Genomic DNA, 21,730 nt, shown 5'->3' on the forward strand with positions numbered 1-21,730 from the left:
TTGTGTGATAGAATTGTTCCGATTCTTATTTCTCTTAATTTTTTATTTATGGCACTGACGTTGAAGCAAATTCATGACATGGCGATCGCAATCGGGCGAAAACAGGATCCGCGCCCCGCCAAAGAAATCGAAGCGGTTTTATCTCAACATAAAGAGCAATATGAAAAAATGAACAAGAAGAAAAAAGAATGTTTTGATAAAGAGCGATTGGTGAATCCGTATTTGGATACGCGTGTTTTGTATGGCACACCCACTACTTCCATTAAATCGATGATGGCGTGTATTGATGTGGGTCCGGCAGAGCTTTTATTGGCAAATACGTTGCGTGAAAAAGGGACTGCGATTGATATGGTGTTGAGTCATCATCCTGAAGGGCGCGCGTTGGCGGACTTGGCGCAAGTGATGCGAGTCCAAGATACGATTTCCGAGGAATTGGGAATTTCTCCCAATATTGCGGAAAAACTCATGAATAAACGGATGGGCGTGATTGATCGTGCGGTGCATCCCATCAATCATTATCAAGCCGTAGATACGGCTCGATTGCTTGGGATTCCATTTATGTGTTGTCATACGCCGGCGGACAATTGCGTGCATGATTTTTTGGTGAATTTTATCAATAAAAATCAGAAAAAATGGCGTACCATTGAGGATTTTATGAATGCGCTTTTGGAAATTCCCGAGTTTTTTGAAGGAGAAAAAATGGGGGCGGGGCCTAAGATTTTCTTGGGTTCAAAAGATTCCAAGTTGGGCAAAATCGCGGTGACGGGAATGACGGGCGGGACGTCGGGGAGTGAGGATATTTATGAACATTACAGTCATGCCGGGGTTGGGACATTGGTGCAAATGCATATTTCCGAGAAGCATCGTGAAAATGCGGAAAAACATCATCTTAATATTGTGATCACGGGTCATATCCCGAGCGACAGCTTGGGGTTGAATTTATTGTTGGATCCCATTGAAAAGAAGGGGGTGAAAATCATCCCGGCGAGTGGATTTATAAGGGTGAAACGATAAATTATTCTCCGCGAATTTCTCCGCCAATGGCGCGAATCGACTTGAAAATCGCTTCGTGGGATTGATGGAATTCGGTATCGGTGAGGGTGTGGTCGTTGTGGCGGAGTTCGATGGTGAAGGCCAGGGATTTTTTGTCAGTGGGAATGTTTTTTCCCTCGTAAATGTCAAAAAGCGTGATGGATTGCACGAGACCCGCGGGGTCGGCTTTTCGAATGGCGTGTTCGACGTCGGCGATTTCTTTTTTACGATCAATGAGCAAGGAAATGTCGAAGGGGCTGGTAGGGAATTTGGGCAATTCTTTGAAACGCGTGAGTTCTCGACCTTTGGCTGCGAGTTTAGTGAAATTGATTTCAAATAAACCCACGGGTTGATCGAGGTCAAAGGCTTTGGCCACGGCAGGGTGTAGGACGAATCCATAACCAAGGATTTCGCCTTCTACAGAGATTTCGATGCATTTTTGAGGATGTGCGTAAAGGGGCGGATGAGCGCATTTTTGAAGAAGCGGGGAGGGGGTGCGGAATTTTTTTAAAAAAGCGGAAAGTGCGCCTTTCATGTCGTAGAAAATTTCTTTGGAATGTTCGTTCGTAAGTGTTCCGGCGATCCATTTTTCTTCAAGAGGCATGAATTCTCCGATTTCTTTGTACGTGTGTCCGATTTCAAATAATTTTAGGTTTTTTCGTTCGTGATTGTTTTTGGCCAATGTTTTTAATAGACCCGGAATGAGGCTTACGCGCATATGGGTTTGCTCTTGGGAAAGTGCGTTTTTGACGCGAATATGGCGCATGTTTTCGAGGCGGCATTTTTTGAAATCGTCTTCGCTGTAAAAAGAGTACCCAATGACCTCAGTGAAGCCTAAAAAGGCGGCGAAAATAGTGCGAACTTCATGTTTAAAAAATCGTTCTTGGTTTTCGATTGGGAGCTTAATGGGAAGTTCGGGAAGAAGGGCCGGGATTTTATCGTACCCGTGAATGCGAGCCACTTCTTCGACTAAATCTTCTGCAATCCCCACATCGCCGGTGGCGCGATGGGAGGGGACAATGACGTTGAGTTTTTTTCCTTGAACCGTGACTTTGAATCCGAGGGTCGTGAGGATGCGTTTAATTTCCGGGGTTGAAATTTCGGTGCCGATTTTGTTGCAAATTATTTGTGGGTCAATGGTGATTTTGATTTGGGGGAGAGTTTTGTATGTGCGAATCGTTTCGAGAGAGGTTATGAGTTTTGCGGAGGGGGAACATTCTTGAATCAAAGCCATGGCGCGTTGAAGTGCGAGTTCGGTGAGCGAGGGGTCGAGGCCTTTTTCAAAACGTTGAGACGCTTCACTGCGCAACCCGTGAGCAGAGGAGCTTTTTCGAACTATAATGGGGTTCCAATTGGCGGCCTCGAGAATGATTTCAGTGGTGGATTCATTGATTTCGGAGCCTGCGCCGCCCATGATTCCGGCCACGCCCAATACACTTGAACTGTCGGCCACCACAGGATCTTTTTCAAATAATGTTCTCGTTTCGTGGTCAATGGTTTCGATCGTTTCTCCTTTTTTGGCATAGCGAATAATGAGGGCGTCATTTTTTACTTTTTTTCGATCATAGGCATGCATGGGTTGGCCCAATTCCACCATCACAAAATTGGTGATGTCCACGATGTTGTTGATGGGTTTGAGCCCCACACTGCGTAGGCGATTTTTGAGCCAATCCGGAGAATCTTTGATTTCAACATTCGTTAAAATACAACCGGAGAAAGCGGGGCAGATTTCTTTGTCTTGAATGGTAACATTGAGTTTAGTCGTCGGTTTTCCGGGTTTGTATTTAAGAAGTGGCGTGAGGGGTTTGAGCGGTTTTTTGAGGATCACAGAGAATTCACGGGCAAAGCCGTAATGGCCCCAGAGGTCGGGACGATGAGTGAGGGATTTGTTGTCCACAGTGAGAATGACGTCGTTTTTTTGGAGCGCAACGGCAAGGGGGGTTCCAGGTTTTACTTTTAAATACGATAAATCTTTGATGCGCACTTCGGTTGCACCGGGGAGATTGTCGGTGTCGAGGCCAATTTCTTCGCCGGCGCAAATCATTCCAAAACTTTTTTCTCCACGAATTTTAACTTCTCCAAGTTCAACGAGGTCGCCTTCGCCGTGCCAACGAACCTTAGAGCCCGGAGGCGCAACAGGAACCAACATATCAGGTTTTAAATTTTGACCGCCACATACAATGGAGATGGGTTTTTCTTGAGCAATGTCCACTTCGGCAATGACCAGTTTATCTGCGTTGGGGTGTTTTTTTACGCTTAGAATTTTCCCAATCACCATTTTATCAAAAGCTTTTTCCATATCTTCTACCTCTTCGACCTCTGCGGTGTGAAGAGTGATGAGTCTTCCGACATCGTCAGTGCTTTGAGTGTTTGGAATGTCTATAAATTGAGCTACCTCTTCTGGGGTGTTTAAGGATGAGGTCTTCATAAAGTCCTCAGAACGTATGGTCTTGATGTCCACGAATTCACGCAACCAATTGATAGAAATTTTCATAGGAACTAAAAGTTAATCAAAATTGTTCCAAAAATCGTACATCGCCGTTCGTGAGATGGCGAATATCGGTGATACCGTATCTCATCATGACCAACCGGGTGAGGCCGAAACCGAAGGCCCAGCCTTGATATTGCGCAGGATCGATGCCGCCGGATTTGAGGACAAAAGGGTGAACCATGCCGCAGCCCATGAATTCCACCCAGCCGGTTTTTTTGCATACGCGGCAACCCGTGCCTCCACAGAGGACACAAGACATGTCCAGTTCGATTCCGGGTTCGACGAAAGGGAAATAGCCGGGGCGGAAACGGATTTTCATTTCGCGCTTAAATAAGCGGCTTAAAAAGTCGATCATCACACCTTTGAGGTGGGCGATGGAGATGTTTTTATCGATGAGTAAGCCTTCGACTTGGTCGAAGGTGTGTTCGTGGGAGGCGTCGGTGGCTTCGTTTCGGAATACGCGACCCGGCACAATGATTCGTAACGGAGCGCCATATTTTTTCATGGCACGGATTTGGTTGGGCGAGGTGTGGCAGCGAAGGACCAGTTGGCCTTCTTTTGGATCCGGATTTTTATCAATAAAAAACGTGTCTTGCATGTCGCGCGCCGGATGGTGAGCCGGGATGTTGAGGCCTTCAAAATTGTAATATTCGCTTTCGATTTCCGGGCCGTCGATGATGGTGAATCCCATTTGTTGAAAAATTCGTTCGACTTCTTCCTGGGTTTTGGCGATGGGGTGGATGTGGCCGTCTTGAGGCTGGGTTGTGCCCGGAGCTGTTCGGTCGATCCATTCTCCGGTGAGGGATTGATCGATCGCGGATTGTTGAAGTGAATTTTGTTTGGTGGCGAAATCGGTGTCGAGCTCTTTCTTGAGATCGTTGCAGGCTTTTCCGAGGGTTCGTTTTTCGTCTACCGACAGATGAGCGAGGCCGTGAAGGAGTTCGGTGACCGCGCCTTTTTTTCCGAGGTAATTTTTATACCAAGGCTCGAGCTGATCAAGGGATTGAATCGCTTTGAGCTCAATGCCCGCGGTTTCGCGAAGATGGGTGAGTTGGTTTTGCATACGAGGTGTAGTTTAACTCGATTTAAGGTTTTTTTTAAGGGAATTTTTGAGATATGAAAAAGACCCCTTTTTACGGGGGCCTTTTTTGAATTCATGTGAATGCATCCTTCGACAAGCTCAGGATGACATTTGACTATCGAATCGCATCTTTCAAGGTCTTTCCGGCTTTGAAAGCAGGGAGTTTCATGGAAGGGATCTTGATTTTTTGCGTGGTGTTTCGAGGATTGACACCTGTTCGGGCAGCACGTTTGCTGACACGGAAGGTTCCAAAACCGGTGATGGTGACACTTTGCCCTTTTTTGAGGGATCCGGTGATGGTTTCGAGCATGGCTTCGAGAGCCATTGTCGCAGCTTTCTTTGTAATGCCAGCTTCTTGGGAGGCCGCATTGATGAGGTCTTGTTTCGTCATGGGACGATTGGGTTAGGAATAAAACTGGATGTGATTATAGGCGGAGAAAGGCCTTTTACAAGGCTTTTTTGCCAAATTTGATCTAAAAAGACTTGATTTAAGGCTTGTTTGTGGGGAAAGAAAGATCACATTTCTTTTAGATAACATTTTTCGCAATACACGATTTCGGGGCGGGAAGGGGCGTAGGTACTTTCGATTTCAATGCCGCATTTGTGGCAGGTGCGTTTGAACAATTCAAAAAGGTTGCGATTTTGGAAGCGGCGTTTGTGTCGGCACGTGGGGCATTCGCGCGGGATGGGCATATTTTCTTTTCGGTAGAACCGAAGTTCTTGCGGAACGAGTCGGTAATTTTTTTTGCAGGATTCGCACGCGAGGATTTCTTTTACAATGTCGTCTCTCACGTCTTTTATATTATCGGGGAGTGTTGGTAGTGTGCCTGGTTTGAATTCTTTTTGATCTTCTTCTCGCCAACGATAGCCGAGTTTTTTTGCACCGGTTTTTTCAAGTGGAAAAAAGTCCTGGGCTGCGGTTTCATTGTAGGCAAAAGGCGAAAGTGCGGTCGGGAAAAAGTGGCCCCATTCTTTTGTTTTTTCCATGTATTTAATGATTTGCGGCAATAATTTTTCGTACTCTTTTTTTGAATATTGTTGATTGAGGATGCAGTATTTTTTGTGATGCAATCCAATGCATCCAAAGCAATTTTCACATGAGACACAGGAGTCGCAATAGCGTAAATCGTGAGAAAACCAGGTGTAGGAACAAAAAGCAATATTTTGGCTTCCTCGACTGACTACTGAATTGTAAATCATTTCACATCCGGGCCAGCCTGCGGAATAAATGCCGTAAACGTTTTTGGAATCGGCGATGGAAACGGAATGAGCGGCTTCTTCGCCATTAAATCCATCAAAGCAATTTTTGAGATTTTTGGAATGATACAAATGATCGCCGGTGCAATTTTCACAATTTAAATTATGGACATAACGATGCGGGGTTTTGAGTTTGAGGGTTGCGTAATGGGTGTGCGCTTTTTGCCAGGAGCTCCACGAGCCGTCAAAGACTTTTTTCTTGAGAGTTTCGAATTCTTCTTTGGTGCACGATTTATTTCCAATGCAATAACTTTTATTCGCGAGATTGGTGCAAAACAAGCAATGATCGCATCCGCGGAGTTGATAGGAAAAATAACAACTGTTGCAGTCTTTGGCTTCTTCTAAAACGATGCATCCGTAGGAATTGTTGACCTCGTTGCACCAGGCGCAAAGCGTGCTTTCGTTGGTGTAAAGCGAGTCGAAAACATCTTTGTCTTTTACGGCCCAGTAAGAATAATAAAGGTCTTCGCAGTTCGCCACGAGAGAATTGAGGTAGCAATTTTTGGATTGGCGAATGTGCCCGTTGTATTCGCAGTTTTCGGAGTTGAAAACCGATGTGCCTTCGCGAGGGACCACGCGTTGTAAGGCGGCGAATTGATCGAAGAATGGCTTTGAAAAATCAAAGTCACGACTGTATTGCGTGGCATCCCATGAGTCTCCCCACCAAATTTCGTTGGAATAAATGGTGAAAGGACTGTCGGCGGAGTAAGCACTTAAAATGTTTTTGCCGGTGGAGTCACATTTTCGCGGATACAATTTCCATTCGTTGCGAAACGCCATGAGTTGTCGCATGCGTTCTTTAAAGCAGAGGTTCGGGAGCGGGAGATCCATTCGTTTGAAAAAATCCAATTCCGAGTCTGTAATTTCGAAGGGCTTCAAACAACTAATACAGATTTTTTGCATAATAGAGCTTGAAAAAATGCGGGGAGCGCATTCCGCTGTCGCTCCATGCGTTAAATATAAAGAGGAAAGGAGGGAAACTCAAGGTTGTTATACTGAAAAGGCAAGCGGGAAAGGGAAATTTTTATGAGCATTTTCAAGGAAGAGGACACGAGGATCATGTATCCGAGTGTCCGATTCCCATGCGAATAAAAATTCTTCCTGACCGCTTGCCTTAAAATATTTTTGTTTTTATTGCGCTATCGGTTGTTCTTCCACTAGCCCGTCAAAAAGAATGGGGGATGGTTCGGGTTGCGTGATCAAATCTTTGGCCAGGGGAACAATGACGTTTTCGGGCCAATATACGTTTTCCGTGTCATTGAGAATCGGGAAGGAATAGGCCGGGACGTAAAGGTCGGTGGAATTTCCGCCATTGGTGTTGTATTGCGACACGATGGCGTAAATCAATGTTGGGGTTCCGAGTTGAAATTCTTGGGTTTTGGTTGGGTCTTCCCATGTGTAATTGTTCCCTCCTCCGGTTTTTGCAGCAGCCAAGACTTCGTCCAAGATCGCGGCTTGGTACGTGGAGCTTTCAAATTGATTGGAAGTGAAAATATTGGAAAGATTGGTGACTTTTTCTCGATTTACATCCACGGTCACCATCATGCCTGCGTCGTTCCCCCAGACATAACTCACTAGTTTTCCATTGATTTCATATGGGTAAACCACGGTGAGCATGTAGCCTATGTCTCCATAATTTTTTAGATTTTCCAGGTCGAGAATATAAGGATCTCCAAAATTTTCAGTTGAAATATCGTGGTCTTGTAAAAATTGATTGGCCGTGGCTATGGTTTTTTCTATGGGAATATTATCGGCGGTTATAGAGGTTGTGGGCCAATCGTTACACCAACCCCACGGGCACTCCGCGGTCGGGGCGTTGTATTCATATAAGGAGATTTGGCCGTACATGTAATCATAGGAGATGGCATAACTTTCGGATCCTATGGGGTTTAAATTTACATAGGTTGGTTGGAACCCTCCGAAAGAATTCATGTTCATAACATCGCTGGATATGTTTTGTTTGGGGGCATCGGGGATGATGCGGTGAAGCACTTCGATGGCGGAATCGCTTAGTGTTAATGGATCGCCCACGTAGGTGAATTCATAATTGATGCGTTCTTCGGGGAGCCATATTTCAGACTCTTGGGCTAATAATACGTCTTGTGTTTCGGTTATGTTTGTTAATTTTCCTCCCGCGCCCAGTCCTTCCATTTCGCCTCGACTTCCGGGAACGGCAGCATCTGTGGAAGTTAGGGCTCCAAATTTTTCTTCTCCAACAGGAACCACTTTAAATGTGTTTGGATTGGGTTGCGTTAAAATTCCGGCAACTACTAATGTAATGGCGGCGACTCCGGAAAAGGCATACGAGAAATTTTTCCAAAAACCGAATGGGGAGGCGGCAGGAGCTTCCTCTGCGTTTTCTTCGAGACGTGATTGGATCATGGCTTTCAATTGTTCATAGAAAGCCGGGTCCATTGTGGCATCGGGTTTGGCCAACAACAACTCGGAGAGCACTTGCTTTAATGTTGACTCATGGGCTTTGAGGCCGGGGTCGAGGAGGTACAATTCTTGTAAAAGTTTTTCCATGTTTTTCATAAAAATGGGGGTTAAAAATGGGTGAAAATGAAAAAGGCGAGCAACGCAGTCATGACAATGAGTTGCTTTTGTAAATCAATTAAAGCGCGCTTGAAAGCCATTTTGAGAGAGGCTTCTGTTTTTCCCAAAACGATCGAAATTTCTTTGTAGGGTAATTCGTCCCACACGCGCATGAGCACGACTTCACGCTGAGCTTGAGTCAGTGCGGAAAGTGCTTTTTTGACGCGCTCAGCTACTTCTTCTTTTTTTAATTCATCGATGAAATTTTTTTCATCCGCCAAGTCAAAAACATTTTCAATATTGTCTTGGGGTTTAAGTTCGCGATAATGATCGCAAATTGTATTGCGTGCGATTTTGTAAATCCAGGATTTGAAAGAGCCTTTGTCCAAGTCGAAGGATTCCCATTTTTCTAATGCTTTTAAAAACGTTTGGCTGGTGAGATCTTCGGCCGTGGCCCTGTCTTGCGTTCGATAATAAATGAACGCGTAGATTTTTTGAGCAAACTCTTCGTAGCGTTTTGTGAAGGTTTGGGAATCGGACATAAGGATGAATTAATGGATCCACATAAGAATACGGAAAAAGTGGGAAAAAGTAACGCGGGCAAGAAAATTATAACAAGCGGGAGGAAAGAATTTTTATTTACACGGGGGCGCGAAGCTTTTTTCGGATATGCCCATCAAGTCGTTCGCGCTAACATGTACGCGCTTCACGACAAATTGGAGATCATGATCTCCAATTTGGATGGGAAATATCCTCAAAAATCCCCGCGCCCCCGTGCTCTTTAAATACCCCCTTACTTATTAAAGATTCTACAACGAAAGGTTGCGTAATTTCGTTAACTATTATAGTAATAGAACTCGACTGGGTTTGTTCACAATTCGGATTTTTTATTCAAAATTAAACATTTATGGCCAAAAATTTTGTCATTGTAGAGTCTCCTGCTAAGGCAAAAACCATTGAGCGTTTTTTAGGGAAAGACTATGAAGTTATGGCTTCTATGGGTCATGTGCGTGATTTGCCGAAATCGAAATTGGGCATTGATACCGAAGGTGATTTTGAACCTACTTATATTGTGCCGCAGGATAAACGAAAGACCATTACCTCGCTCAAAAGTCACATTCATTCCGACACCACGGTATGGATCGCAACCGATCAAGACCGCGAAGGAGAAGCCATTGGTTGGCATTTGGTGCAGGCGCTTAAATTGGGTGCCGGCAAGCAAAAAGTGCATCGTATTGTTTTTCATGAAATTACAAAATCCGCGATTTTGGAGGCTGTGGCTGCTCCGCGCGAACTCGATGAAAATTTAATCAATGCGCAACAAGCGCGTCGTGTGTTGGATCGTTTGGTGGGGTATGAATTATCTCCGTTGTTGTGGAAAAAAGTGCGTTACGGGTTGTCTGCCGGTCGTGTGCAAAGCGTGGCCGTACGTTTGGTGGTGGATCGTGAACGCGAACGTCGCGCGTTTAAGGCTGAGGAATATTGGGAAATTTCGGCCGAGTTTTCTCCTGAAAAAGATAAAAAAGTAAAATTCACCGCTAAATTAAATAAAAAAGATGGAAAAACATTTGATCTTTCCAATGAAAAAGATTCCAAGCAGGTCTTAAAAGACCTTGAAGGAGCCAAATATCAAGTGCTTTCCGTGGAAGAAAAAGAAGTGCGAAAAAATCCTTCGCCTCCGTTTACGACCTCTACGTTGCAACAAGAGGCGGCGCGAAAATTGCACATGTCGGTGAAGAAAACCATGGTCGTGGCTCAGCAACTTTATGAAGGAGTGGATGTGGGAAATGGGCCGCATGGTTTGATCACCTACATGCGTACCGATTCCGTGAATTTGTCGCAACAAGCGTTGGGCGCGATTAAGAATTTTATTACCAAAGAATTTGGCAAGGAATATGCGCTGGCTGAGCCGCGTTTTTATAAGAGCAAAAAAGGCGCGCAAGAGGCGCATGAAGCCATTCGCCCCGTGGATGTTACTCTGACGCCGGAACAAGTGAAGCCTCATTTAGATCGAGACCAATATCGTTTGTATGAATTGATTTGGAAGCGCACGATCGCGTGCCAAATGGAGGCTGCGGTTTTTGATCGCATGACCATTGATATTCAGGATCAAACGAATCATTACGAATTCCGTGCCACCGGACAACGCGTTCGTTTTTCCGGATTTATTCGTGTGTATGTGGAAGGTCGCGATGAGCCGTCCGTGGAAGACAATAATGATGAAGCGATTCTTCCCGCACTCAAGCAAGGCGATGGGATTTTGTTGTATGAATTGATTCCCACTCAACATTTTACCGAACCGCCGCCGCGTTATACGGAAGCCAGTTTGGTGAAAAAATTGGAAGCTGAAGGGATTGGTCGTCCGAGTACCTATGCGCCAACCATCACCACGATTTTGAGTCGTGAGTATGTGAAAAAAGAGGCCACAGCCTTGGTCCCAACCGATGTGGGTGAGGTGGTGACCGATGTTTTGGTGAAAAATTTTCCTGAAATTGTGGACATTGGGTTCACGGCAAAAATGGAGGAAGGCCTCGATCGTATTGCGGAAGAAGGGGAAAATTGGAGGGAGTTTTTGAAGGCGTTTTATAAGCCCTTTCATTTGAATATTCAAGAAAAAACCGAGAGTTTAAAAAAGGAAGATGTGGTCACGGAGAAAACCGAGGAAGTGTGCGAGAAATGCGGCAAACCCATGGTGGTGAAGCTGGGCCGTTTTGGGAAATTTTTATCGTGCAGTAATTATCCCAAGTGTAAAAATGCAAAACCCATGGCCGAGGATAAGGAAAAAACCAAAGCATTCGAGGAACTTCAGAAAAAATTGGGAGGGAAGGAATGTCCCAAATGCGGCAGTCCGATGGAAGTGAAACGTGGGAAATATGGGGAATTTTTAGGGTGCACCGGATATCCCAAGTGTCACCACATGCAATCCATTGTTAAATTTGCCGGAGTTCATTGTCCGGAATGTAAAGACGGACAACTCGCGGAACGACGCACGCGTAAGGGAGGCAAGCTTTTTTACGGGTGCAACAAGTTTCCCAAATGCAAATTTGCAACATGGGACAAGCCGGTTGAGCAAAAATGTGAAAAATGCGGAGGCTTGATGGTGCAAAAAGGAGAAAACATCACGTGTGTGTCATGCAAAGCTTAGAGTTTAAGATGGGCACTGTATGGTTCGAGGTAGAAAGAATGCGGGGATAGGACACTCCGCTTCGCTGCGTGTCTGCTCACCATGACAGCGTAACCGAGCTAAAAGCATTGCACTTTTAACCTTAAAAGGGTATACTTAGAGGAAGGTTTTACAAAACTTAAACAAAAATATATGGCTAAAAAGCTTTTTCTTCTGGCGTCCGGCATTCTTTTGAGTGTTGTTTTTACGTGGAGTTTTCCGTCTTCTCAAGGAGTGCTTCCCGTTCGTGCCGATTCTCCTTGTAATTTGCTTTCCGGGGTTTCCGGGTATGCATCCTATCCGGATTCAGGGGTTATGGATTTTGATTATGCGGATTATGTTGAAGGGGAAACTCGAGATGTTGATGGAGCATTGATTCCGGATGATTATAAAACGTGCGTAAATTATACCGATCAAACCGTGAGCGGTTATGCTTGGAATAATAATTGGGGATGGTTGCAAATGGATTGGACGGTTACGCCCGGAGGATCGGGCCAGCCCGAACTTGATGCGGAAAGCGGTTTTTGGAAAGGATATGCCTGGAGCGATCACATTGGTTGGGTTTGGTTTGATTGGTCTTGTGATGGTGTTCCGGGTGCCTGTGATGATTCTTTGCATGTCCATGTTGATGAAACCGAGAATTTAACCGGTTATGCTTGGAACGATAGCGTTGGATGGATTGATTTTGGGCATGGTAGCGTGACCGTTGTGCCTGACGATATTACGGTTGCTCTTTTTGTTGAATTGACCCCGAATCCTTTGAAAGCTACCAAATATGGGGAGAATGGAGTAAAGGCGCCTCTCGCCTCAGGGAAAGACGGAGACGAATATGTGGTGAAAGTGTCTTTGGCGGATCCTGATGGTAATGATTTGGATGATACAAATTATGGAGTAGAGATTGAGGTTACGGCCACGGAGGATTCCATGATGTGTTTTGAGCAATTGAAAAATGATTGCGTAGATGATCCCACAGAAGCTGTTGTTTTTTCCGATGTTGCCGTTTACAACTCCGAAACTCATGCATGGGAACTTCGAATTCGTTCTTTTGTGCCCACCTCTAACATGAACGGGTATGATCAAAATGGAGACGGAGTGATTGATTATTATTTTGACGTGGATCCAGCGGACCCCACAGGGCTAACGCCTTCGGATTCGGTGAATCAATTTGTTTTGGAATCCATCTTTTTGACGGTGACGCCAAAACCGGGAAATGCGGAAGTGATTATTCCCGAGAATGGTACGCTTTTTAATTTAACCGATAGCTTGGACGGAGCTCCGTATGCTCTTAAATTTGCTCCGGCCATTGAGGTGACCAACTTGGAGCGGGTTCAAACAGATGGGTCTTATATCCCTTATCTTTTAAGTGCGCCAACGATTGAGCAAAATTTTCAAGGGTTGGTGGTGCAATGGAGAGATTTTCTTTCGGCACAGTTGCCTGAATTTAAAGTGATTGCGCAGTTGAGCGTGGAGGCCATAGATATTGAAGGAGTTTTTATGAATTCTTTTTTATTTGATCGAGACGATGACGGGAAATATGAAGATCCCGCGGTCGTAATGGGTTCGACTTCCAATGACAGCAAGCAAGTTGTTAATGAGTATTCTATCGTGGACCATACCAATAATTGTGGAAATTTGGATGGGTTTGAATCTCATGCTTTTCGTGAAGTTCCCGTGAAATGCGTGGTCGGAAATTGGTTTTTCTTATTGGGGGAAGGCGCTCCGGATGATATGACAGAGAAAGGATATGCCATTGAACATGGGATGATCACTCCTCCTCCCGTCGGTGAGGATGGCGGTGCTTTGGAAACGACTCCGACTTCTCCTTCGTATACCACTTCCATTCAATATACCATTTTTAAAAATGGAAGTCCTGTTGTTGTGAACTATCGATCGAATTATTTACCGCAACCTTCTTCTCTTACGGATTATCAAGAAAATTTGGGAATTTCCGGGTCTGTGACGAGTATGACCGGAGAAGTGACCGGAGCTTCCGCGGATACCGATGTGGTTGTGATCGGAGACATTGCCACGATTACGGTTCGCAATGAACTTTTTAGGCGGTTTTCCGAATACACCAAAGGCGTCACTCCTCCCTGGAGTGGTGGCGGCAAAGCAATTGTTAAAGGAAATTTTGAAGATGATTCAGGGAAAGGCGTGGAACTTTTGGATGGAAAAATGCTTTATTATAAAGACGTGGATGAAGTGAAGATTCAAGCCGATGGATCGACTGAAAAAACCATTGTGGTCTATGGCGGGAATATTTTTATTGAAACGGATTTGACGGATGTAGGGCTCGTGGCATTTAAAGATAATGAAGGTTATGGCGGAAATATTTATATTCAAAATAATGTGATCAATCTTGAAAATATTCATATTTTTGCCGAAGGAAGTGTGTTTTCGTCTGCGGGAGGTTATGGATTTGAGGATGACCAATATACAAATTGGGGAACCTTGGATACGCGAAAAGATCTTTTGAAAAATCAATTGTATTTTAAAGGATCATTGGTTTCTCATAATACGATTTTTGGGTATCAGCCCGGAGGTACATCGATTCTTCCCAATGGAGTTGAAACAGTCGAAGATTCGGTTGCGCTTGAATATGATTTGAATCAATTGCGTGAATTCACTCAATGTTGGAAACAACTTGATCTTTCGGGTGCTCCCATAGATGACGATGAGGATGGAAGCGCATGGGATACCTATCCCACGATTCCCGATCCGGATGATGTTGAAAATTGTCCCGGAGCGCTTCGTTCGGAAAATATTCCCATGGATTCCGATTATGCGAATGTGCCGGTGTATTTTGAATACACTCCACCTCCCTCGAGTTTATCGCTTTTGGGCGAGTCGCAAGCCGGGAGTTTGAATGTTTTTGATTAAACTTGTCCCAGGCTGAGAAACAAAATAAGCGTTGCTATTAAGATTACAACACTGCTTATGATGTACACCCAAGTGAAACGCTTGAGGCTGGGATTGATTGAATAAAAACGTCGCACTTGCATGATGGCAAGCGCGCTCATCACGGTATGGGTCGTGAGAGCGATAATCAAAATGATGAGAAGAGTGAGATTCATGTGATTAAGATTTTATTTTTTAAACCATGTTTGGTCGGCTTCCGGGTATTTGGAAAAGGCGTCGGCCACGATTTTCATGACTTCTTTAAGGCGTTTTTCCGTGAGCGCCTCAAAGCGCATGGTGATGTTGGGGGTGGTGTTGGAACAACGAATAATTCCCCAAGTGTTTTCATCAAAAATAATGCGCACGCCATCGATGGTGATGCAGTCGTAGTGTTTTATGAATTCGTCGCGTAACGCATCCACAACTTGAAATTTGCGATTGTCCGGGCAAGGAACTTTTATTTCCGGGGTGGTGAAGGTGGGCGGAATTTTTTTGAAATAATCGGAAAGGGTTTTGTCGGTCGGGCCTTTTGAAAGGATAGATAAGGTTCGTAAGGCTGCGACAAACGCATCGTCGAATCCATAATAATCTTCCCCAAAAAAGAGGTGGCCACTGACTTCTCCGGCAAGGAGTGCACCGGTTTCGTGCATTTTTTGTTCAATGAAAGAGTGGCCGGTTTTGGTCATAATGGGTTCGCCGTTGTATTCTCGAATGAGGTTGGGGACAACTTGAGAGGCTTTAACATCAAAAACAATTTTGGATCCCGGGTGACGGGAGAGTAGATCTTGGGCCAAAAGAAGTAAATGCAAGTCCGCGGCGTAATGGTGCCCTTTTTCATCCACAATTCCGACTCGGTCTCCATCGCCATCGAAACCCAGACCAATGTCGTATTTTCCGGTTTTCATTTTTTCAATAAGAACTTCTAGGTTTTCTACGTCTTCCGGGTTGGCCGGATGATTGGGAAAATTTCCGTCGAGATCGCAAAACAATTCGGTTACCTCGCAGCCAAAAGCGCGAAGCAAGGCGGGTGCGTATTTCCCGGTGATGCCGTTTCCCGCGTCCACAATGACTTTGAGCGGTCGATCAATGGTGACCATTTTTTTCATATCTTCGATATATAAATCAAAAATATCGTCGCGGCTTTCAAGTTTTCCAGTTCCTCGTTTAAACGAGTTTTCTTCGATGATTTGAATGAGAAGTTGGAGTTCGTCTCCACACACGGCATGGGCATTTTTTCGGACCAATTTGATGCCGTTGTATTCTTTGGGATTGTGACTTGCGGTGATGGCAATGCCTCCATCCAAGTCGAGCTTGCACACTGCGTAATAAAGCATGGGAGAAGTGACGAGACCAATGTCTGTGATGTTACAGCCCGTGCTCAGCAGTCCTTTAATAAAAGCTTCTTTGAGTTCCGGAGTGCTTAGGCGATTGTCTCCTCCCACGGCCAGATTTTTTCCATAGTGAGTGAGGTAATAGGTACCGGTGGCTTTGCCGATGATTTCCGCGGTTTCGGGGGTGAGGTCTACGGGTTTATCAGAGGCGGGTTTGTGTGCGATGCCTCGGATGTCGTAGGCGCGAAAGATGAGAGGATTTACAAACATGAGAAAAATTAAATTATATTATGCACGGTTTAATATAGCGCATCTCTATGAAGAAACTCTAAACATTTTTTACGTTTTTTTGTAAAAATTTTGCTACCGCAGGAGGAAGAAACGATTGCCATTTTTTATTTTTTTCGAGCGCGTTTCGGACTTGAGTGGCGGTGATGCCTTTGAGTATTTTTACGGGTATAATTTTGTATTTTTTATGTTTTTTAAAAAGTTTTTTTACGAGGGGAGAGCCGGTGTAAATGCAGTCAAAGGGAGGGACAAGATTCTCGACGTGCTTTACCCAATGGCCGGGATTGTTGATGTCGCGAATGGGGATGAGAGTGTATTTTTTACGGGGGATTTTTTCAGCGTCGAGGGTGGAGGAGATCATGCTCCAGCGTTCACTTGCAGTGAAGGGATTTTGCGAAGTTCGGCTTTCTTCCGCGCTTCCAATGCCGATGATTAAAAAATCATGGTTTTGAAGAATGGTTTTAACCACGCTCAAATGTCCGAGATGAAAGGGTTGGAATCGGCCGATGAAAAGGGCGGTGGACATATAAAAATTTATAAATTTAGGCAAGGAGGCATTTCTCGTTTGTGTGCGTTGGCCTTGATGCGTTTGATGATTTGTTCAATGAGCGCGCGGGGGTATCCGGCTTCAATCAATTCTTCGGGTTTGTTTTTGCGTTGAAGTTTTTTGAGAATTTCATCGAGGACGCGGTAGGTGGCCCCGAGTTCCCCTTCGTCGGTTTGACCGGTTTCAAGTTCGGCGGTGGGCTTTTTTTCAATGATGGCTTGGGGGATACCGAGATATTCGGCGAGAGCGTAGACTTGGGTTTTATAAAGATTTCCGATGACCTCAATGTCTGCGGCAAGATCTCCGTATTTGGTTCCATATCCCAGCAAGATTTCACTTTTATTCGAAGTGCCGAGCACAAGCGCATTGTGCGTGTTGGCGAAATTGTAGAGAAAAATTGCACGAATACGTGCTTTGGTGTTCATTTTTGCGAGGCGAGTGGGTTTCCATGGTGCAATATTGAAATCTATAAATGTTGAGTTGATGGGTTGATAATAATATTTAACTTCAAGGGTTTCGGCGAGGCGTTTGGCGTGAATGATGTTTTCTTCGGAGCTGAGGCCCAATTCAGGCAAGATAAGGCCTGTTACATTGGCGGAACCCAGCGCGTCCACCGCCAGTTTTAGGGTGACGGCGGAGTCGATCCCTCCACTCAGCCCAACCACGGCTTTGTGAAATCCGGCCTTTTTAAAATAACTGCGCAGGCCTTTGATGAGATTTTTATAGGTTTTTTCCATGTTATCTAGTTTTAAATTGATGCCTGGTACTGCGGTCGAGTTCGCGTTTTTTGATACTTTCGCGTTTGTCGAATTTTTTCTTTCCTCGGCAGAGTCCGATCACGATTTTGATGCGATGATCCTTAACAATGGCCTTGAGTGGGATCACTGTCATCCCGGCTTCCTCCGACTGGTTGATTATTTTAAGGATTTGTTTTTTTTGAAGCAAGAGTTTTAATCTGCGTTGGCCACTTTCTTCGGGTTGATTTTTGGGTTGGTATGGCGAAATCAGGACATTTTCCATCCAGGCTTCTTCGTTTCGAAAAGAAATAAATCCGCCTTTGAGTTGCATTTTTCCGGCACGAATCGATTTGGCTTCGTACCCTTTTAAAACAATGCCGGCGTCGTAGGTGTCCACGACCTCGTAGTCAAAGTAGGCTTTTTTATTTTTTGTGAGTTCTATATCCATATAACACTTTTAACAAAGCCGCTTTATGATAGCATGAATTTATGTCACGTAAGAAACTTCACCATTTTGCGGAGATGAAAAGTTTCCCGCATGTGTATGAGCAAAATTACTCATCGGGGCAACAGCGGATGACGGTGGATTTTCCCGATCATTTCAATAATGGACATCCGATCGTGTTGGAAGTGGGGTGCGGGCGAGGGGATTATACGATGGCTTTGGCGCGTGCTTTTCCCGAGAAAAATTTCGTTGGCATGGATATGAAAGGAGCGCGATTGTGGCATGGGGCCAAGCAATCGTTTGATGAAAAATTATCCAATGTCGCTTTTTTGCGAGGGCGAGTGGAGGATCTGGCTCATTATTTTAAGCCCAACGAAGTTGATGAAATTTGGGTGACGTTTCCAGACCCTCGTCCACGTAAATCCGAGTGGTGTAAACGGTTGATTTCTTCGCGCTTTTTAGCGCTTTATCAATCGATTTTAAAACCGCAAGGCGTGGTGCATTTAAAAACCGATCATCTTGGGTTTTTTGAGTACGCACTTGAAATTTTGAAGGCCGAAAATTGGAACATACAACAAGAAATTCACGATCTTTACGCGACTCATTTATCTCGGGGCGATGAAGGTTTGCTTAAAGGAATTCAAACTTTTTATGAAAAAAAATATTTGGCTGAAGGGCGTCCCATTTATTATTTAAACGCAAAAAAAGCCGAGCAATGAGCCCGGCTTTTTTAGTGTTTTGTCGTTGGGTCTTGTATTTAACCTAAACCGTTGGGGTGGGTTTCTTTTTCCCTTTCATCATCATCACGCCTCCGGCGATAACCACTAACAGAAGAATGCCTCCTCCGATATAAAGCCAGGGCGTTCCTTTGACCGTGGATTCCACGTAAGCGGTTTCCATTCCGGCCATGTCAAACAGATTGATGCTGACGGATGTTGCGTCTTCGGAAATCGTTCCCACGTCGGATTTAGTGATCGTGCCCGGCATAGTGAGGGTGTAGGTCAATGTGATTCCGGACATATCGGCGTATTGTTTTTGTTCCTGGAGTGCGGCGTCTGAAAAATCTTGGTCTTGGGACATCCCCACCGCACTGAGCTGAATGAAAAGGTTTTTAAGATCATAGCGATAAACGGTTCCGGCTGGCGTTTTGTTTGTGGTGAGAGAGGGGTCTTCGAGCAAGGAAATATCTCCAGCCATCGTGAAAACATATTCTTCCGCAACGCAAGTTGGATTGGTCCAGGTGGTCTCCGCCAAGAAAGTGTCGCACGCTTCATCAAAGCCGGTTAATAAATCAGCGTTGGAGTCGGTGGTGACGGCGGTATCGTCCGTGACTGTGATTTCATCGGTGGTTAGGGGCTCTGAGGGGGTCGTTTCGTCCGTGACCGTGGTGTCGTCAGTCACTGTGGTTTCCTCCGTTGTTGTGGAATCTTCGGAAAAGCTATCTTCCATGCTTGTCATATAGGAAACCAATTCAGAGGCATCATAAATGACCTCAATATGAGACGTTTTATCGGTATTGATGGTTTGTTGGACGTCCATTTTGATACAGCCACTCAAAAGAAGCAGCGTGATGGCGCCGACCCACAGGGGGAGAGACGATTTTTTCATATAAAAAAGTTAAGGAATGTTTGTAAAATACAAGAAAATTTTTTGAAAAGAAACCTTAAATTAAATAAAGTTCAAAAATTTAATATCATAATCGAAGTGAGGGCCCAGGGCATAAGCCCGTGGGTTACCACTAAAGAATTGGGAGAGTTTCGATTAACGTGATCGTCCTATGCTGAGTTATGGCATGGCAAGTCTCTCGTTCCAATTTAATGGTTTCCGTATAAGTTCTATATCCGAATTTTTCGATGGTGATGTCATAATATCCTTCTTCGCCTTCATACATCACATAATCCCCATCCGATTCTTCGGTCAACACAAGCTCATCTTCCGTTTGAACCGTGGCGTTGCTCACTCGATTTCCTTCTTGGTCCATGACTGTGATTTCAATACCTTTGACCACTTCCATGGTGCATATCGGAGTTTCCATCAACAATTCTTCTCCCACAATGGTTGTCGAATAGCGATCCAGGATAACGGCCAGTTGTGCGCGGTTGACATTATCCTCGGGCATAAATGATCCGTCCGGATAGCCGGTCATGATCCCGTTGAATTGCATCCTTGCTACGGAATCCGAAAACCAGTCCGCAAAATCGGCTTCATCCGTAAAACCGGAAGAAGCAAAAGCCGTAAGGCTAAAGCAGGTGATAGCTCCTGCCAAAAAATAAATTATTTTTTTCATAAATAAAAAAGATTAAAGAATAAAATAATTTTGGAATATAAAGGCCCGGTTTTTAATAGCTTTCCACAAAGGTTAAGGCGAATCCTTTTTTGTCGCATCTGCCGGTTCGGCCAATGCGATGGATGTAGTCGTCGTAGGTTTGAGGGATTGTGTAGTTGATGACGTGCGTTACGTTGTTGATGTCCAGGCCTCGTGCCGCCACATCGGTGGCCACCAGGATTTGTACGTGATTTTCTTTGAATTTCCAAAGCGCTCGTTCCCGTTCTCGTTGGCGTTTGTCCCCATGAATGGAGTCGGCCTTGAATCCGTCTCGAGTCAAATCTTCAGTCAATCGTTCCACGTCTCGTTTGGTTTCTGAGAAAATGAGGACTTTTTTGAGATCATCGGTGCCGAGTAAGTCTTTTAATTTGTCGAATTTGGCGTATTTATTTACACGTATAACGTCTTGGTCGATGTTTCCGGCCGCTTCTCCGTTGGAGACTTTAATCGTTATCGGATCGACGAGAAATTGTTGAGCTAAGGCTTTGATTTTTGGAGGCATAGTGGCCGAGAAAAACAAAGATTGTCTTTGCTTGGGCATTTCTGCGAGCATGCGTTTGATTTCTTCCACAAAACCCATGTCCAACATGCGGTCGATTTCGTCGAGAATGATATTTTGGAATACGGAAAAATGAATCAGGCCTCGTTTTTTAAGATCATTGAGTCGACCGGGGGTTCCGATGACAAAATGAGGACGACGTCTTAATTGTTTTATTTGAAGATGAATCGGAGAGCCTCCCACGCAAATGGCGGAATAAAGATTGAGAGAACCTGTGAATTTTTGAAATTCATCATCGATTTGAATGGCGAGCTCTCGGGTGGGAGCGATGATTAATACTTTTTGATCTCTGTCTCGGAAACATTTATGGATCATGGGGAGTAAAAAGGCGGCTGTTTTTCCGGTCCCGGTGTTGGCGAGTCCGATGAGATCCCGGCCCTGCATGGTGTGTTCAATGGATTGGTCTTGAATCGGTGTTGGAGTGAGATATTCTCGAGTTTCCAAGTTTTTTTGTAATTGAGGGCAAAATCCAAAATCGGCGAATGTATGTTCAATGATGGGCGGGGTTGCTATTTTGAAGGGGGATGATTTTTTTATAAATCGAGAAACATCAATGTGTTCGCCTCGCATTTTTTTCCCTGCGGATTTGTTCCTTGGACGAAAAAAGGAGCCTCGACTGTTTGAGGATTTATTATTGAAACGACGATGATTGTTGAATGGGGGCATTTTAAAATAAACTTAAGGGGTGAAAAGGGGGCGCCCCAAAAGTCTTTTAGTTTTCGTGACGCAGCGTGTCGGCAAAGTTTCTTAGAAGCATGACCGAGAGCGCAATATAACTACTTTTTTAATGGAAGTCAAGTGGGTTGGGTGGTTTTTATTTTGCCGTGTCTCGGGCTTCATTTTTAGCCTCTTCTTTTACGGTCGGAGCGGTTTTTTCTTCTTGATTGTGATAATGATATTCGCCTTGTTCCAACCCCCATTTTGCACAATTTGTTTTGCAAGTATGTCCCCCCTTACTGTCGGTTCTTCCCGGATGAGCGGAAACGGTTGGGATGAACATTAAAAGCGTGAAAAATATAAATATTTTTTTCATTTTCAAT

At 44.7% G+C, this 21,730-nt stretch carries 18 protein-coding genes and 2 pseudogenes; 6 read left to right on the plus strand and 14 right to left on the minus strand.

Translation table 25 applies throughout. The annotated features are described in order from the left end of the window. Positions 1-48: 48 nt before the first annotated feature. Positions 49-1,014, plus strand: coding sequence for an NGG1p interacting factor NIF3 (locus WC882_03975; protein ID MFA5842798.1), 966 nt, complete (start codon positions 49-51; stop codon positions 1,012-1,014). 1 nt (position 1,015) lies between these two features. Here WC882_03975 and pheT read toward each other — a convergent pair whose 3' ends face one another. From pheT to WC882_03990, 3 genes and pseudogenes are all read right to left on the minus strand, one after another. Then, complete coding sequence (pheT, locus tag WC882_03980; protein ID MFA5842799.1) at positions 1,016-3,526, minus strand: phenylalanine--tRNA ligase subunit beta; 2,511 nt, start codon at positions 3,524-3,526, stop codon at positions 1,016-1,018. 31 nt (positions 3,527-3,557) lie between these two features. After that, positions 3,558-4,586 (minus strand): annotated as a pseudogene (pheS, locus tag WC882_03985) (phenylalanine--tRNA ligase subunit alpha). A 133-nt stretch (positions 4,587-4,719) separates the two neighbouring features. Next, complete coding sequence (locus WC882_03990; GenBank protein MFA5842800.1) at positions 4,720-4,995, minus strand: HU family DNA-binding protein; 276 nt, start codon at positions 4,993-4,995, stop codon at positions 4,720-4,722. 737 nt (positions 4,996-5,732) lie between these two features. On the opposite strand from WC882_03990, the gene WC882_03995 reads away from it, so the two are divergent. Next, positions 5,733-5,963 carry a hypothetical protein gene (locus WC882_03995; protein ID MFA5842801.1) on the plus strand — a complete coding sequence of 77 codons (231 nt, stop codon included), beginning with the start codon at positions 5,733-5,735 and terminating at the stop codon, positions 5,961-5,963. 3 nt (positions 5,964-5,966) lie between these two features. Then, positions 5,967-6,206: a hypothetical protein gene (locus WC882_04000; GenBank protein ID MFA5842802.1), complete on the plus strand. Its 240-nt coding sequence runs from the start codon at positions 5,967-5,969 to the stop codon at positions 6,204-6,206. 786 nt (positions 6,207-6,992) lie between these two features. Here WC882_04000 and WC882_04005 read toward each other — a convergent pair. Together WC882_04005 and WC882_04010 are read right to left on the minus strand one after the other, a co-directional pair. After that, positions 6,993-8,396, minus strand: a complete 1,404-nt coding sequence (locus WC882_04005; protein MFA5842803.1) for a hypothetical protein — start codon at positions 8,394-8,396, stop codon at positions 6,993-6,995. Between the two features lie 11 nt (positions 8,397-8,407). After that, positions 8,408-8,938 (minus strand): RNA polymerase sigma factor, encoded by a 531-nt coding sequence (locus WC882_04010; protein MFA5842804.1) that lies wholly within the window; start codon positions 8,936-8,938, stop codon positions 8,408-8,410. 365 nt (positions 8,939-9,303) lie between these two features. On the opposite strand from WC882_04010, the gene topA reads away from it, so the two are divergent. Both topA and WC882_04020 read left to right on the plus strand, forming a co-directional pair. Continuing rightward, positions 9,304-11,541 carry a type I DNA topoisomerase gene (gene topA, locus WC882_04015; protein ID MFA5842805.1) on the plus strand — a complete coding sequence of 746 codons (2,238 nt, stop codon included), beginning with the start codon at positions 9,304-9,306 and terminating at the stop codon, positions 11,539-11,541. 171 nt (positions 11,542-11,712) lie between these two features. Further along, positions 11,713-14,439, plus strand: coding sequence for a hypothetical protein (locus WC882_04020; GenBank protein ID MFA5842806.1), 2,727 nt, complete (start codon positions 11,713-11,715; stop codon positions 14,437-14,439). Here the strand turns inward: WC882_04020 and WC882_04025 are convergent. The 5 genes from WC882_04025 to smpB are packed head-to-tail and all read right to left on the minus strand — an operon-like array spanning position 14,436 to position 17,808. Then, on the minus strand, positions 14,436-14,633 hold the full coding sequence (locus tag WC882_04025) for a hypothetical protein (protein ID MFA5842807.1): 198 nt from the start codon (positions 14,631-14,633) through the stop codon (positions 14,436-14,438). The two genes, WC882_04020 and WC882_04025, sit on opposite strands and share 4 nt — an antisense overlap. A 12-nt stretch (positions 14,634-14,645) precedes the next feature. Continuing rightward, complete coding sequence (locus WC882_04030) at positions 14,646-16,058, minus strand: phosphomannomutase/phosphoglucomutase (GenBank protein ID MFA5842808.1); 1,413 nt, start codon at positions 16,056-16,058, stop codon at positions 14,646-14,648. A gap of 58 nt (positions 16,059-16,116) precedes the next feature. Continuing rightward, positions 16,117-16,602 carry a nicotinamide-nucleotide adenylyltransferase gene (locus WC882_04035; GenBank protein MFA5842809.1) on the minus strand — a complete coding sequence of 162 codons (486 nt, stop codon included), beginning with the start codon at positions 16,600-16,602 and terminating at the stop codon, positions 16,117-16,119. 8 nt (positions 16,603-16,610) lie between these two features. Beyond that, complete coding sequence (locus tag WC882_04040) at positions 16,611-17,360, minus strand: NAD+ synthase (GenBank protein ID MFA5842810.1); 750 nt, start codon at positions 17,358-17,360, stop codon at positions 16,611-16,613. Position 17,361: 1 nt separating this feature from the next. Next, a complete protein-coding gene (smpB, locus tag WC882_04045; protein MFA5842811.1) occupies positions 17,362-17,808 on the minus strand; it encodes an SsrA-binding protein SmpB in 447 nt (148 codons plus the stop codon). 41 nt (positions 17,809-17,849) lie between these two features. On the opposite strand from smpB, the gene trmB reads away from it, so the two are divergent. Beyond that, positions 17,850-18,539, plus strand: coding sequence for a tRNA (guanosine(46)-N7)-methyltransferase TrmB (trmB, locus tag WC882_04050; protein MFA5842812.1), 690 nt, complete (start codon positions 17,850-17,852; stop codon positions 18,537-18,539). Positions 18,540-18,567: 28 nt separating this feature from the next. Here trmB and WC882_04055 read toward each other — a convergent pair whose 3' ends face one another. The 4 genes and pseudogenes from WC882_04055 to WC882_04070 form a co-directional block, all read right to left on the minus strand. Next, positions 18,568-19,413, minus strand: coding sequence for a hypothetical protein (locus WC882_04055; GenBank protein ID MFA5842813.1), 846 nt, complete (start codon positions 19,411-19,413; stop codon positions 18,568-18,570). 130 nt (positions 19,414-19,543) lie between these two features. Then, complete coding sequence (locus tag WC882_04060; protein ID MFA5842814.1) at positions 19,544-20,092, minus strand: S-layer homology domain-containing protein; 549 nt, start codon at positions 20,090-20,092, stop codon at positions 19,544-19,546. A 52-nt stretch (positions 20,093-20,144) separates the two neighbouring features. Continuing rightward, positions 20,145-21,356: a DEAD/DEAH box helicase gene (locus tag WC882_04065; GenBank protein ID MFA5842815.1), complete on the minus strand. Its 1,212-nt coding sequence runs from the start codon at positions 21,354-21,356 to the stop codon at positions 20,145-20,147. A gap of 217 nt (positions 21,357-21,573) precedes the next feature. Next, a pseudogene (locus tag WC882_04070) lies at positions 21,574-21,723 on the minus strand (YHYH domain-containing protein). Between the last annotated feature and the right edge of the window lie 7 nt (positions 21,724-21,730).

The sequence above is a fragment of the Candidatus Gracilibacteria bacterium genome (assembly GCA_041658685.1).
GTDB lineage: Bacteria > Patescibacteriota > Gracilibacteria > UBA1369 > UBA12473 > JBAZZS01.